Raw genomic sequence first — 13,684 nt, 5'->3', positions numbered from 1 at the left:
ATGACGAATGGGGACGGCCCCGCAACCAGGAAGAAAATGATGGCTTGGACCCTTTTGATCATCGCCGGACTGATGGAGGTCGGCTGGGCGATCGGCTTGAAGTACACGCATGGATTCACGCGGCTGTGGCCGTCGGTGGGCACTGTCACCGCCATCGTCGTCAGCATGGGATTGCTGGGCGTGGCGATGCGCACGCTGCCCGTGGGAACCGCCTATGCCATCTGGGTGGGGGTTGGCGCCGTGGGGACTGCCGCCCTGGGCATCCTGCTGTTCGGCGAGGCTGCCAGCCCGGCGCGCCTGGTCAGCCTGGGGCTGATCGTCGCAGGTATCATAGGGCTGAAACTGGCTTCCTAGCGTGCATTTCATCCCATGACCCTCGCCGTTCACGACGGACCCCTGGGCATCTTCGACTCCGGCGTGGGCGGCATCAGCGTGCTGAGCGCCATCCGGCAGGCGTTGCCCCATGAAGACCTGCTGTACGTGGCCGATAGCGGCCACCTGCCCTATGGAGAGAAGACGCCGGCCTACATCGTGGCGCGCGCCTTGCGCCTGGCGGAGTTCTTCCTTTCGAATGGGGCCAGGGCGGTGGCCATCCCCTGCAACACCGCCACGGCGGTCGCGGTGGATGCCCTGCGCGACCGCTACCCGGAACTGCCCATCGTCGGCATCGAGCCCGCTGTCAAGCCGGCCGTGCGGTTGACCCGTTCCGGGGTGATAGGGGTGCTGGCCACCACGGGCACCCTCCTGAGCGACCGCTTCCACGCGCTGGTCCGGCGCGAGGCGCCCGGCGTGGATGTGCTGCTCAAGCCTTGTCCCGGCTGGGTGTCGCTGGCCGAAGAAGGCTGGACGCCGGACCGCGACCATCTGGTGGCCGAGCCGCTGGCCGAACTGGTCGAGCGCGGCGCCGACGTCCTGGTGCTGGGCTGCACGCACTTTCCCTTCCTGATCGAGCCGATCCGGCGCCACGTGGGGCCGGACGTGGCGGTGCTGGAGACGGGCGTGCCGTTCGCCCGCCAGTTGCAGCGGCAATTGCTGGCCCATGGGTTGGCGCGCGAGGCGGGCGAGGGCGGCGTGGCCTTCATGACCAGCGGGGATCCGGCCGAGGTCGCGCGGCGCATCGCCCGCCTGACCGGGCGGGAGACCACGGTCGAGCGCCTTCCCCTGCAATATTGCTGAGACCGCACGGCGGCCCCGACTCGGGAGCGGGGTAGGGCCTTTCCGGCTCCGTCGCAGGCGATGGGGTATCCTCACGCCTTCCGCGGGCCTTCGCGCCGCGCCCGGCCGGTCCCAGCGCCGCCGTCTTCACGGATACCTCGGGAACCTTCATGTCGCTCGAACAGCACTACACGTCCATACTCGAACAGCTCGGCGAGGATCCGCGCCGGGAGGGCCTGCGCGATACGCCCAAGCGCGCCGCCAAGGCCATGAAATACCTGTGCCAGGGATATACGCAGAACCTCGACGAGATCGTCAACGGCGCCCTGTTCTCGTCCGACACCAATGAAATGGTGCTGGTCAAGAACATCGAACTGTATTCCCTGTGCGAGCACCACTTGCTGCCCTTCATCGGCAAGGCCCACGTGGCCTACCTGCCCAACGGCAAGGTGCTGGGGCTATCCAAGGTCGCGCGCATCGTCGACATGTACGCCCGCCGCCTCCAGATTCAGGAAAATCTGTGTCTGCAGATCGCCGAGGCCGTCCAGCAGGTGACCGATGCCCTGGGCGTGGCCGTGGTCATCGAGGCCCAGCACATGTGCATGATGATGCGTGGCGTCGAGAAGCAGAACTCTTCCATGGTCAGTTCGGTCATGCTGGGCGCATTCCGCGAAAACCCCTCGACGCGCGCCGAATTCCTCGAACTGATCCGCTGACCGGGTCGGCCGGTCCGCCATGGCCGCGCACCGGACGGGTGCGCCCCCACTGTTTCTCTGACCATGGATGGTGCAAGGCCGCACCGCCATGGCGCGTCCTGCTCGGTACAGGGGCCGGTCTTGGACCTGGCCCGGTGTTTGCTAGGCCTTAGGTAGTGGTTTACCCCAGTCGCGCCTCCAAAATCGAGGCGCTATATTTTTGCCACTGTTCCGTATATGAGATGAGGTTTCGTATTTAAGACGACGAACGATGCCGGCCCAGCGATGGAATAACACTATCGCAGTGTCCGGCCCCCCGCAACCGCGGGGGCGGGGCGGTTCCGTTCCCGTTCGCCGCTGAATCGAGACCCGGTTCCTACAGGCCCGCAACATGAATGAAATCGAGTTCCGCAAGGTTGGCAAGCGCTTCATGGACCGCCAGACGGGACAGCCCCGTACCGCGGTCACGGACGTCAATCTCAGCATACGCAGCGGCGAGGTGGTGTCCATCATCGGTCCGTCCGGCTGCGGCAAGAGCACGTTGCTGAACATGGGCGCGGGCCTTTACCTGCCCAGCGAGGGCGAGGTCTACGTGGGCGGCGAGCGCGTCACCAAGCCCGTGCGCAAGGTGGCGTTCATGCTGCAGAAAGACCTGCTGATGCCGTGGCGCACCATACGGGCCAACGTCGAGCTGGGGCTGGAGATCGACGGCGCCCCCGCCCGCGAGCGCAGGGTGATCGCGGACGAACTGCTGGCCAAGTGCCATCTGAAGGGATTCGAGGAACACTTCCCCTACCAGTTGTCGGGCGGCATGCGCCAACGCGCCGCCCTGGCCCGGACGCTGGCCGTCGACCCGCAGGTGCTGCTGCTGGACGAACCTTTCTCGGCGCTGGATGCGCAGACCAAGATGGTGCTGCAGCAGGACCTGGCCAAGATGGTGTACGAGAAACGCAAGACGGCGCTGTTCATTACCCACGACCTGGTGGAGGCCATCGCGCTGTCCGATCGCCTGCTGGTGATGAGCGAGCGCCCCGGCACCATCATCGAGGAAATCATCGTCGACCTGCCCATGCGGGACAACCCGCTGGAGCGGCGCAAGCTGCCGGAAATCGGCCCGCTGCAGGGGCGGTTGATGGAACTGCTGAAAGTGGGCAAGGAAACCGCCGAACTGCATTGAACCGCCCGTCCCCCCGATCTCGCACGTCGCGCCCGTGGGCGCCCATTCTTACAGGAAGCCCTATGAAAAACGCTCTGGTCTCGTTCAGCTTCAAACTGGCCGCCGTCGCCGTGGTTGCCGCGTCGCCCTTCGCCGTCCACGCCGCGCCCGAGGAAGTGAACTATCTGTTGCCCGCCCCGCCCACGCTGCCGGCCTTCGCCCCGTGGATGATCGCGCAGCAGCGCGGCTACTACGCCGATGAGAACATCAAGGTCAATTTCGTGCTCGGCAAGGGCGGCGTCGACGTCGCCAAGCAGATCGGCGCCGGCAACGCCGTGATCGGCGGCGCCATCGGCGACACGCCCATCATCGTCCGCGCCAACGGCGTGCCGGTGAAGGCCGTCGCCGTGCTTGGCGCCGGTTCGCTGTCGGCGCTGGCGGTCAAGAAGGACGGCCCGATCAAGTCGGTGGCCGACCTCAAGGGCAAGACCCTGACCGTGATTTCTTACAGCGACACGACCTACTACGCGCTGCTGGGCACGCTCAAGAAGTACAACCTGAGCAAGAACGATGTGTCCATCCAGGCAGCCGGCCCGGCCGGCGTCTGGCAGTTGTTCGCCGCCGGCAAGTCCGAGGGCATGGCCGCCACGCCCGACTGGCTGGTCGATGCCGACGAGGCCACCAACGGCAACGTCGAATACCTGAAGATCGACAAGCCTTTCAACAGCATGGCGCAGGCCATCATCGCCTCGGACGAGACGATCAAGAAGAATCCGGACCTGATCAAGCGCCTGGTGCGCGCGACCCTGCGCGGCATGCAGGACGTGATGAAGGATCCCAAGAGCGCCGCCGCCACCTACGCGCAGGCCGCGCCGGCCTTCAAGGGCAAGGAAGAGAAGCTCGAGCGCATCCTGCGCCTGTACAACAAGTACGTGTACGCCGACCAGAAGGTGCTGGGCCAGATGGATACCGCCCGCCTGGCGGAGGTGCAGAAGTTCTACGTGTCGGAAGGCATCGTGTCCAAGGCCGCGCCCTTGACCGATCTTTATACGAACCAGTTCGTCGGGGTTGAGCGGTAATGTCTGTATCCGTATCCAATGAAAACGCGCCCGCCGTGGCGGGCGCCGCCAAGCCGGCGGCCCGGCCGTTCTTCTCGGGCAAGGTCGCCACGGCCAGCGGCAGCGTGCTGGTCCTGCTGGTGTTCCTGGCCGCCTGGGAATGGGGCCCCGGCCTGCTCAACATGCCGGAATTCATCCTGCCCCGCTTCAGCCGGGTCGTCCAGGAGTTCGGCCACATGTGGCAGAACAGCGAGCTGCTCATGCACAGCGGCATCACCGCGTTCGAGGTGATCGTCGGCTTCATCCTGGGCGCCCTGCTGGGCCTGGTGGTGGGCGTGGTGCTGGGCCTGTCGCCCACCACGGAATCGATCCTGTCGCCGTACATCCTGGCGCTGCAGATCGCGCCCAAGGTGGCGTTCGCGCCGCTGTTCGTGATGTGGCTGGGCTATACCATCTATCCGAAGATCCTGGTGGCGATCCTGATCGTGTTCTTCCCGGTCATGATCAACGTGCTGTCGGCCGTGCGCACCGTGGATCCCGACATGGTCAACCTGGTCCGCACGCTCAATGCCAGCCGTTGGCAGATCTTCCGCCTGGTCGAGTTCCCGTCGGCGCTGCCGGCGCTGTTCTCGGGACTGCGCATCGCCTCGACGCTGGCCGTCATCGGCGTGACCGTGGGCGAACTGGTCGGGGGCAATCTGGGCCTGGGCTTCCTGCTGGTCGACGGCGAGGGGCAGGGCAACACTTCGGCCGTGTTCGTCACGATCGCGGTGCTCACGCTGATCGGCATCGTCGCCTACGCGGGCGTCGTCTGGGCCGAGAAGCGGGTACTTCACTATCTGCCGCGCGCGGCCACCACCACGGTCTGAGCGCGGGTAATGGGAGCAAAGTTGGATTCAAGCACTATCGGTAATCTTCTGCGGGGCCGCCGCGTCCTGGTGACGGGCGCGGCGCGCGGGCTGGGCTACGAGTTCGCGGTGGCGTTGTGCCAGGCCGGCGCGCAGGTGGCCATGGCGGACATCCTGGCCGACACGCTGAAGCAGGCGGTGGAGTCGCTGCAGGCGCGCGGTTTCCCGGTGCACGGCATCGAGGTCGACCTGGGCGACAAGGCGTCCGTCGAGCGGTGCGCGGCGCGCGCCGTCGAACTGCTGGGCGGGCTGGACGGGCTGGTGAACAACGCTGCCATCACCAACTCGGGCGGGCGCACCGCGCACCAGCTCGATGTCGAGGTGTGGGACAAGGTCATGCAGGTCAACGTGCGCGGCACCTGGCTGATGTCCGTCGCCTGCCATGCGGCGCTGAAGGCGTCGGGGCGCGGCGCCATCGTCAACCTGGCGTCCGACACCGCGCTGTGGGGCGCGCCCAACCTGCTGGCCTACGTCGCCAGCAAGGGCGCGGTCACGGCGATGACGCGGTCGCTGGCGCGCGAGTTCGGCGCCGACGACATCACCGTCAACGCCATCGCGCCCGGACTGACCCTGGTCGAGGCGACGGAGTACGTGCCCGAGGCCCGGCACCGGCTCTACCATGACCAGCGCGCGATCAGCCGCGAGCAGGTGCCCGAGGACGTGAGCGGTTCGGTCCTTTTCGCCCTGTCCGACCTCGCGCGCTTCGTGACTGGACAACTGCTTCCGGTCAACGGTGGATTCGTGATGAATTGAAAAAAGGCCAGCGGTGTGGCCGGCGCCGCTTGTCGGGACCGGTATCATTCCGTCCGCGAGCCATACAGACAGTCGGTCACACCATGAGCAAAGGGAACATTTCGGAGGTCGCGCAGGACAAGTATCTGGTTCCGGCGCTGGAGCGCGGCCTGTTGCTGCTGGGACAATTCAGCCATGTCGACCGCAAGCTGTCGGCGCCCGAGCTGGCGCGCCGCCTCAGCCTGCCGCGGTCCACGGTCTTTCGGTTGCTGATGACCCTGGAATCCATGGGCTTCGTCCAGCGCGCCGAGGGCGGGCACGATTACCGGCTCGGGCTGGCGGTGCTGCGCCTGGGCTTCGAATACCTGGCCTCGCTCGAATTGACCGAGCTGGGGGCGCCGCTGCTGGAGCGCCTGCGCGGCGAGATCGGATTCTCGTGCAACCTGGTCGTGCGCGACGGCCGCTCCATCGTCTATGTCGCCAAGTCGTCGGCGCCCACGCCCTTCACCAGTTCGGTCCACGTCGGCACGCGGCTGCCGGCGCATGCCACGGTGCTGGGCCGCGTCCTGCTGGAAGACCTCACGCTGGACGAACTGCGCGAGCTGTTTCCCGAGAAGCACCTGGAAAGCTATTCCTCCAGCACGCCCACGACCGTGATGGAACTCTACGAGCTGGTGCAGAAGGATCGCCAGCGCGGCTATGTCCTGCAGGAGGCCTTCTTCGAGGCCCGGGTCTCGACGATCGCCGCGCCGGTGCGCGACGCCACCGGCCGCATCGTCGCCGCGCTCGGGGCAACGATTCCCTCGTCGCGCTTCGAGCCCGAGCGCATCGACGACCTGGTGGCGCGGGTGCGCAGCACCGCCATGGAGTTGTCGCGCCTCCTGAATTATTCGCCCGAGAAAATGCAGGCCATGGGCCGGGTCGCCAACCTGTGACCGGGGCGGAATGCCGGGCATGGCGGCGCCATTGACCGTGTCTGCCCGCGCCGCGGTGGTGGGGGCCGGGCCCGCCGGCCTGATGGCGGCCGAGGTGCTGGCCGGGGCCGGCATCGCCGTGGACGTCTACGACGCCATGCCGTCGGCGGGCCGCAAGTTCCTGCTGGCCGGCATAGGCGGCCTGAACATCACCCATTCCGAACCCCACGCGGCGTTCCTGTCCCGCTACGGCGACCGGGCCCGCGTGCTAGCTCCCATGCTCGAGGCGTTCGGCGCCCAGGCCGTACGCGATTGGACCGAAGGCCTGGGCATAGATACGTTCGTCGGATCCTCGGGCAGGGTCTTTCCGAAAGAGATGAAGGCCGCGCCGCTGTTGCGCGCGTGGCTGCATCGCCTGCGGGAACGGGGCGTGCGCCTGCACATGCGGCATCGGTGGCTGGGATGGGAGGCGGACGGCGCGCTGGCCTTCGATACGCCCGGTGGCCGCACGGCCCATCGCCATGACGCGGTGGTGCTGGCCCTGGGCGGGGCCAGTTGGCCGAGGCTGGGCTCGGATGCGGCCTGGGTGCCGTGGCTGGCCGGGCGCGGCGTGCGCGTCGAGCCGCTGGTGCCGGCCAACTGCGGTTTCGAGATCGATTGGAGCCCGCACTTGCGCGAGCGCTACGCTGGGCAGCCCGTGCGCGCCGTCACGCTCTCCATGTCCGATGACCAGGGCGACTGGTGCCGAAGCGGCGAGTTCGTCGTGTCCGACTATGGCGTCGAAGGCAGCCTCATCTACGCCGCGTCCGCCCGCCTGCGAGAGGCCATTGCCCGGCACGGCCGCGCCGAGCTGAGGCTGGACCTGGCGCCCGGGCTTGGCCTCGAGCGCGTCGCGCGGGAACTGGCGTGGCCGCGCGGCAGCAAGTCCATGGCCAACCATCTGCGCGCGCGCATCAAGGTGGATGGCGTGAAGGCGGGCCTGCTGCGCGAAATCGTGCCGGCCGCCGATTTCCAGGATCCCGTCCGGCTGGCCGCCTGGGTGAAATCGCTGCCGTTGACGCTGCGCGCGCCGCGCCCGATCGACGAGGCCATCAGCAGCGCGGGCGGCGTGGCGTTCGAAGGCATGGACGAGCACGGCATGCTGCGTGCGCTGCCCGGTGTCTTCTGCGCCGGCGAAATGCTGGACTGGGAGGCGCCCACCGGGGGCTATCTGCTCACGGCCTGCCTGGCCAGCGGCCGTTGGTCGGGGCTGGGCGCGGCCCGTTGGTTGGCGCGGCGCAACGGCGCTTGACCTTGCCATCGTGGGAAGGGAAATACTGGCTACACCATCACGAAAGGAGTCATGCCATGTTTGAATTCCAGGTGCAGGGAATGAGCTGCGGACACTGCGTCAAGTCCGTTACCCAGGCGGTGCAGTCCGCCTATCCCCAGGCCCATGTCGAGGTCGACCTGGGTGCCGGGAAGGTGCGCGTCGACCAGGCCGGCGATGCCGCGCGCATCGCCAAGCTGATCGAAGAGGCCGGCTATACGGTGTCGGGTTCCGAAACCGTAGGCTGATCGCCGAACAGCGCGAGCTGTCCGCCGGGCGTGCCCAGGCGCACGCCCAGTCCCATCAGCCGCACGGCGCGGGGGTTGCGGCGAAAGGCCGTGGCCAGCAGGATGCGAAACTGTTCCTCGTCCAGCGCCGCGCCCACGCCCTCGGCGGTGGTGCGGTTGAAGTCCGAGAAGCGCAGCTTCACGAACAGCTTCTGGATGTGGTTCTGGGCGTCGGCGCGGCGCACGCGCGCGTCGAGCTGGTCCAGCATCTCGCGCAGGAGTTCCTGGCACGCCTCCAGGGTGTGCAGGTCCGTGACGAAGGTCTGTTCCACGCTTACCGACTTGCGCTCGCGGGTGGGCGAGACCTCGCGGTGGTCGATGCCGCGGCACAGGTCGTACAGGCGTTCGCCGAACGCGCCGAATTCCTCGCGCAGCCGGTCGTGTTCCCACGCTCTCAGGTCGGCGCAGGTTTCCACGCCCAGCGTCTTGAGCCGCGCGCCGGTCACCTTGCCCACGCCGTGCAGCTTGGACACGGGCAGGGCCGCCACGAAGGCGTCCACGTCCTGGGGGCGTACCACGAACAGACCGTCCGGCTTGTTCCAGTCGCTGGCGATCTTGGCCACGAACTTGCTGGGCGCGACGCCCGCCGAGACCGTGATGCCGACGGTCTGCGCCACGCGTTGCCGGATCTCGCTGGCGATCAGCGTGGCGCTGCCCCGCAGCCGGTTGCTGCCGGTCACGTCCAGGTAGGCCTCGTCCAGCGACAGCGGCTCGACCAGTTCGGTGTAGTCGCGGTAGATGTCCATGATCTGCGCCGAGGCCACGCGATACATCTCCATCCTGGGCGGAATGATGAGCAGGTCCGGGCACAGCCGTACCGCGCGTGCCGACGACATCGCGGAATGGATACCGTACTTGCGCGCCTCGTAGTTGCAGGTGGCCACCACGCCGCGGGTCTCGGGGCGCCCGCCCACGGCCAGCGGCCGGCCGCGCAGGCTGGGGTCGTCGCGCATTTCTATCGACGCGTAGAAGCAATCGCAATCGCAGTGGATGATCTTGCGCATGGCCGCTCGCCGGTTTTGCCTCCGCGCCTACTTCAGGCTGAGCTTCGCGTAGCGATAGAAACTGCCGGCGGCCGCGGTGGCCGCGAGCAGGAACCCATGGCGGCCGTCCAGGAAGCCGCGCTTGAAGAGGTACAGCCGCACGAAGGTCCAGGCGCCATGGCCGATCGCCGCGCCCATGCCGGCGCGCCGGCCGCGCGCGTGTAAAGCCTGCGCGCTGTCGGTGGAATAGCGGTTCATCTTCGCGATGGCGCTGTCCAGGTCGGGATAGGTGTAGTGCAGCAGATGCGGCGCCAGGTGCCCCACCTCGCCGTCGGCGACCACCTTCTCGTGCACCAGGTCGTCGCTGAAGCGCGCCGTGCCGCGCCGGAACAGGCGCAGCACGCGATCGGGCCACCAGCCGCTGTGCCGGATGAAGCGGCCGCAGAAGCTGGACAGCCGCGGCATGTCGTACGCATCGTGGCGCGGAGCGCGCAGGGTGTCGGCGATGGCGGCGGCCAGTTCGGGCGTCACCCGCTCGTCGGCGTCCAGCGACAATACCCAGTCGCCGGTGGCCAGGGCCAGCGCGCGGTTCTTCTGCGGGCCGAAGCCCGGCCAGTCCGAGGTGACCTCGACCCGGGCGCCAAGGCTGCGCGCGATGTCCACCGTCTCGTCGGTGCTGCCCGAGTCGACCACGACGATTTCGTCGGCGAAGCGGACCGATTCCAGGCAGTCGGCCAGATTGCGGGCCTCGTTGCGGGCGATGATGATGACGGACAGGCGCATGGCGCATGCGGAGCAGGGTGGCGATGCCGCCATTACAGCATGGTGGGGCGAGGCGGCGGGCCAGGTCGCCGCCGTTTTTCTTCCTGGCTGACAGGGCGGCTTTTGGGGTAAAATCTAAGTCTTTGATTTTTCTGGACTATTGATACGCATCATCGTGTTGCGGCATTGGTGGTCCGCCCACCATGACAGATACAGCGGCATCAGGGCCCAGTTCTTTTGCCGATTTCGGCCTGCACCCCGACATACTCAAGGCGGTCGTCGCCACCGGGTACACCATTCCGACGCCTATCCAGGCGCAAGCGATTCCGGTCGTCACCAGCGGCCGCGACGTAATGGGCGCAGCGCAAACCGGAACCGGAAAGACCGCGGCTTTCACCCTTCCCATCCTCCATCGGCTCATGCCCTTGGCCAACCACAGCGCCTCGCCGGCACGGCATCCCGTCCGCGCGCTGATCCTTACGCCCACGCGCGAGCTGGCCGACCAGGTGGCCGACAACGTCAAGCGCTACAGCCAGTTCACGCCCCTGCGCGCGGCCGTGGTCTTCGGCGGGGTCGACATCGGCCCGCAGAAGGAAGAAGTGCGGCGCGGCTGCGAGGTGTTGATCGCGACGCCGGGGCGCCTGCTCGACCACGTCGAGCAAAAGACCATCAACCTGGGCCAGGTCGGCATGCTGGTGCTGGACGAGGCCGACCGGATGCTCGACATGGGCTTCCTGCCGGATCTCGAGCGCATCATCCGCCTGCTGCCCCAGCAGCGCCAGACGCTGCTGTTCTCGGCCACCTTCAGCAACGAGATCCGCAAGCTGGCGCGCTCGTACCTGACGCAGCCGGTCGAGATCGAGGTCGCGGCACGCAACGCCACCGCCGACACCGTCAGCCAGATCGCCTACAAGCTCAGCGGCGACGCCAAGCGTGCAGCGGTCGTGCACCTGGTCAAGTCGCGCGGCCTGAAGCAGGTCATCGTGTTCTCCAACACGAAGATCGGCACCGCCCGCCTGGCGCGGCAGCTCGAGCGCGACGGCGTGCGCGCCGAATCCATCCACGGCGACAAGACCCAGGCCGATCGCATGAAGGCGCTCGAGGCCTTCAAGGCCGGCGAGCTGGAAGTGCTGGTGGCGACCGACGTCGCGGCCCGGGGCCTGGACGTGGCCGGCGTGCCCTGCGTGATCAACTACGACCTGCCCTATAACGCCGAGGACTACGTGCACCGCATCGGGCGCACCGGCCGCGCCGGCGCCACGGGCGAGGCCATCGCGCTGTTCACGCCCGAGGAAGAGAAGTTCCTGCTCGACGTCGAGAAGCTGATCAAGCGCCAGATCCCGCGCGGCCAGCTGGACCTGCCCGCCTCGCTGCTGGCCTCGTCGCGCGGCGAGCGTCCGGTCCGTGGCCATGGCGGACGCGGCGAGCGCGGCGAACGCCATCGCTACGAGCCGCCGTCCAAGCCCGTCGACGATTTCTTCTTCCGTCCCTACGTGCCCGCGGCCGGCGCCGAGCCTGCCCGCACCGAGGCGCCTCCCGTGCCGGCGCGCACCTCCGCCAAGCGGCCGCTGGCCGTGCTGCTGGGCGGCGGCAAGAAGGACTGAGTTTCTCGCCGCGCATGATCGGGGCGCCGGCCGCGCCCCGGCCTCACCCCCCGCGTATTTCCCATCGCCGCGCCCAGCGGTCCGTGGCCTCGGCCAGGAAGGCCGGGGCGTCCGCCGCCGGCAGCGGCTCGAATTGCAGGTGGCGCCATGCCTCCTGCAACGCGGCCAACGGCCGGCGCGTATCGATCGCCGCGGCGCCGGTCTGCTTCGACAGTTTCTGCCCGTCGGCATTGACCACCACCGGCACGTGCATCCAGCGGGGAACCGGCAGGGACAGCAGCGTCTGCAGGACTTTCTGCCTGGGCGTCGATCCGAGCAGGTCCTCGCCGCGGACGACGTCGGTGACGCCTTGCCAGGCATCGTCCACCACCACGGCCAATTGGTAGGCCCACATCCCGTCCGCGCGAAAAAGCACGAAGTCGCCCACGTCGGCCGCCACGTCCTGCTCGATCACCCCCATCCAGCGATCTTCGATGCGCACGTCGCCCGGCGGCACGCGCAGCCGCCAGGCGCGCGCCGGCTTGCCGTGCAGCCCGTCGCGGCAGGTGCCCGGATAGGGCAGCTCGCCGGGCGGGAGGTAGCCGCGCGAGTTCAGGATGGAGTCGGCGATTTCCTTGCGCGTGCAGCCGCAGGCGTAGACCATGCCCTGCCGCCGCAGCGCATCGAAGGCGTCGCGGTAGGCCTGGTGGCGCGAGGACTGGTGGAGGACCTCGCCGTCCCAGTGCAGGCCCAGCGCGCGCAGTTGCTCGAGGATGACGCGGTCGGCGCCTTCCACGACCCGGGGAGCGTCCAGGTCCTCGATGCGCACCAGCCAGCGCCCGCCGTGGGCGCGGGCGTCCAGGTAGCTGGCCAGCGCGGCCACCAGCGAGCCCTGGTGCAGGGGGCCGGTGGGGCTGGGGGCGAAGCGGCCGACGTAGTCCGATGGCGCGTGCATGAGGGACGCCGTTCCTTGAGTTCGAATGAAGTCCTCGAAGGATACGGCACAAATCAACGAGGTTCTGCTGTCCGGCCCGCCCTGATAGACTGGAAACGGACGAAGGCCGGTCTTCGCCCCCGACGATTGAAATCGGTCGGCGTGTCCCACATATAAGACAGTAACTGGCCGGCCCGGCGGTGTGCCGGGCCGGCGTCTTCGGCCGCCGGGTCCATCCCACGGCAGGGGGCGCACTTTACTTTGCGAGACCGCGGCTATGGAGTTCAAGGACTACTACGCTACTTTGGGCGTCGAGCAGGGGGCGTCGGACGACGATATCCGGCAGGCCTACCGCAAGCTGGCCCGCAAGTACCATCCGGACGTCAGCAAGGAGGCCGACGCCGAGCAGCGCATGCGCGACGTCAACGAGGCCTACCAGGTGTTGAAGGATCCCGAGAAACGGGCCGCCTACGACAACCTGGCGGCCGGCGTCTCGCCCGGCGGCGATTTCCGGCCTCCGCCCGACTGGGACAGCGGATTCGAGTTCCGCGGGGCCAGTCCTCGCGACGACGCCGCGTTCAGCGAGTTCTTCTCGTCGCTGTTCGGCGCGCGCCATCGTCCGGGCGGCGCGCAGATGCGCGCCCGGGGCGAGGATCATCACGCCGCCATCGAGATCGACCTCGACGACGCCCTGCACGGCGCGACCCGCGACATCTCGCTGCGCTCCATCGGCCACGACGAGAACGGCCAGCCCCGGCTGCAGACGCGCACGCTGAGCGTCCGCATCCCGGCCGGGATTCGCGAGGGACAGTTCATCCGGCTGGCGGGGCAGGGCATGCCCGGCCTGGGTGGCGGCGAGAATGGCGACCTCTATCTCGAGGTCCGGATCAAGCCCCACCCGCGCTATCGGGCCGAGGGCCGCGACCTGTACATGAACCTGCCGGTGGCCCCGTGGGAAGCCGCGCTGGGCGCCACGGTGCGGGCGCCCACGCCGCACGGCCCGGTCGAGGTCGGCGTGCCGGCGAACTCGCGCAACGGCCGCAAGCTGCGCCTGAAGGGCAGGGGCATCCCGGGCGACCCGGCCGGCGACCTCTATCTGGTGCTGGAGATCGCCTGGCCGCCCGCCGATACCGAAAAGGCGAAGGCCGCCTATAGACACCTGGCGCAGGAAATACCCTTCGACCCGCGCCGGAACCTGGGAGACTGAC

At 68.2% G+C, this 13,684-nt stretch carries 15 protein-coding genes; 12 read left to right on the top strand and 3 right to left on the bottom strand.

Annotated elements, in window-relative coordinates:
• The first annotated feature begins 39 nt into the window (after positions 1-39).
• The 10 genes from sugE to CDO46_RS22375 all read left to right on the top strand — a co-directional run bounded on the left by sugE (position 40) and on the right by CDO46_RS22375 (position 8,175).
• Positions 40-354: a quaternary ammonium compound efflux SMR transporter SugE gene (gene sugE / locus CDO46_RS22420; RefSeq protein WP_087840868.1), complete on the top strand. Its 315-nt coding sequence runs from the start codon at positions 40-42 to the stop codon at positions 352-354.
• Positions 355-369: 15 nt separating this feature from the next.
• Complete coding sequence (murI, locus tag CDO46_RS22415) at positions 370-1,176, top strand: glutamate racemase (protein ID WP_087840808.1); 807 nt, start codon at positions 370-372, stop codon at positions 1,174-1,176.
• 149 nt (positions 1,177-1,325) lie between these two features.
• Positions 1,326-1,871 (top strand): GTP cyclohydrolase I FolE, encoded by a 546-nt coding sequence (gene folE / locus CDO46_RS22410; protein WP_087840807.1) that lies wholly within the window; start codon positions 1,326-1,328, stop codon positions 1,869-1,871.
• A 370-nt stretch (positions 1,872-2,241) separates the two neighbouring features.
• Positions 2,242-3,027 carry an ABC transporter ATP-binding protein gene (locus CDO46_RS22405; protein WP_087840806.1) on the top strand — a complete coding sequence of 262 codons (786 nt, stop codon included), beginning with the start codon at positions 2,242-2,244 and terminating at the stop codon, positions 3,025-3,027.
• A gap of 62 nt (positions 3,028-3,089) precedes the next feature.
• Positions 3,090-4,085, top strand: coding sequence for an ABC transporter substrate-binding protein (locus tag CDO46_RS22400; protein ID WP_087840805.1), 996 nt, complete (start codon positions 3,090-3,092; stop codon positions 4,083-4,085).
• A complete protein-coding gene (locus CDO46_RS22395) occupies positions 4,085-4,933 on the top strand; it encodes an ABC transporter permease (RefSeq protein ID WP_087840804.1) in 849 nt (282 codons plus the stop codon). Before CDO46_RS22400 ends, CDO46_RS22395 begins: the two co-directional genes overlap by 1 nt.
• Before the next feature lie 21 nt (positions 4,934-4,954).
• Positions 4,955-5,725 carry an SDR family oxidoreductase gene (locus tag CDO46_RS22390; protein WP_243724445.1) on the top strand — a complete coding sequence of 257 codons (771 nt, stop codon included), beginning with the start codon at positions 4,955-4,957 and terminating at the stop codon, positions 5,723-5,725.
• A gap of 83 nt (positions 5,726-5,808) precedes the next feature.
• Positions 5,809-6,639 carry an IclR family transcriptional regulator gene (locus CDO46_RS22385; RefSeq protein ID WP_087840802.1) on the top strand — a complete coding sequence of 277 codons (831 nt, stop codon included), beginning with the start codon at positions 5,809-5,811 and terminating at the stop codon, positions 6,637-6,639.
• A gap of 19 nt (positions 6,640-6,658) precedes the next feature.
• Complete coding sequence (locus tag CDO46_RS22380) at positions 6,659-7,909, top strand: TIGR03862 family flavoprotein (protein ID WP_087840801.1); 1,251 nt, start codon at positions 6,659-6,661, stop codon at positions 7,907-7,909.
• Positions 7,910-7,965: 56 nt separating this feature from the next.
• Positions 7,966-8,175, top strand: a complete 210-nt coding sequence (locus CDO46_RS22375; protein WP_087840800.1) for a heavy-metal-associated domain-containing protein — start codon at positions 7,966-7,968, stop codon at positions 8,173-8,175.
• Here CDO46_RS22375 and dinB read toward each other — a convergent pair.
• Both dinB and CDO46_RS22365 read right to left on the bottom strand, forming a co-directional pair.
• Positions 8,142-9,218 carry a DNA polymerase IV gene (dinB, locus tag CDO46_RS22370; protein WP_087840799.1) on the bottom strand — a complete coding sequence of 359 codons (1,077 nt, stop codon included), beginning with the start codon at positions 9,216-9,218 and terminating at the stop codon, positions 8,142-8,144. The genes CDO46_RS22375 and dinB overlap by 34 nt on opposite strands.
• 27 nt (positions 9,219-9,245) lie before the next feature.
• Positions 9,246-9,980 carry a glycosyltransferase family 2 protein gene (locus CDO46_RS22365; RefSeq protein ID WP_087840798.1) on the bottom strand — a complete coding sequence of 245 codons (735 nt, stop codon included), beginning with the start codon at positions 9,978-9,980 and terminating at the stop codon, positions 9,246-9,248.
• A gap of 182 nt (positions 9,981-10,162) precedes the next feature.
• On the opposite strand from CDO46_RS22365, the gene CDO46_RS22360 reads away from it, so the two are divergent.
• Entirely contained in the window at positions 10,163-11,563 is a 1,401-nt protein-coding gene (locus tag CDO46_RS22360) for a DEAD/DEAH box helicase (RefSeq protein ID WP_087840797.1), read from the top strand.
• Between the two features lie 43 nt (positions 11,564-11,606).
• Here CDO46_RS22360 and gluQRS read toward each other — a convergent pair whose 3' ends face one another.
• Positions 11,607-12,497, bottom strand: coding sequence for a tRNA glutamyl-Q(34) synthetase GluQRS (gene gluQRS / locus CDO46_RS22355; RefSeq protein WP_087840796.1), 891 nt, complete (start codon positions 12,495-12,497; stop codon positions 11,607-11,609).
• A gap of 256 nt (positions 12,498-12,753) precedes the next feature.
• On the opposite strand from gluQRS, the gene CDO46_RS22350 reads away from it, so the two are divergent.
• Positions 12,754-13,683, top strand: coding sequence for a DnaJ C-terminal domain-containing protein (locus CDO46_RS22350; RefSeq protein ID WP_087840795.1), 930 nt, complete (start codon positions 12,754-12,756; stop codon positions 13,681-13,683).
• The last annotated feature ends 1 nt before the right edge of the window (position 13,684 follow it).

Origin of the sequence: Pigmentiphaga sp. NML030171, assembly GCF_002188635.1 — a bacterium.
Taxonomy (GTDB): Bacteria; Pseudomonadota; Gammaproteobacteria; order Burkholderiales; family Burkholderiaceae_B; genus Pigmentiphaga; species Pigmentiphaga daeguensis.
Note: the sequence above shows the minus strand (reverse complement) of the source record. Positions and strands in the feature narration are given on the sequence as shown.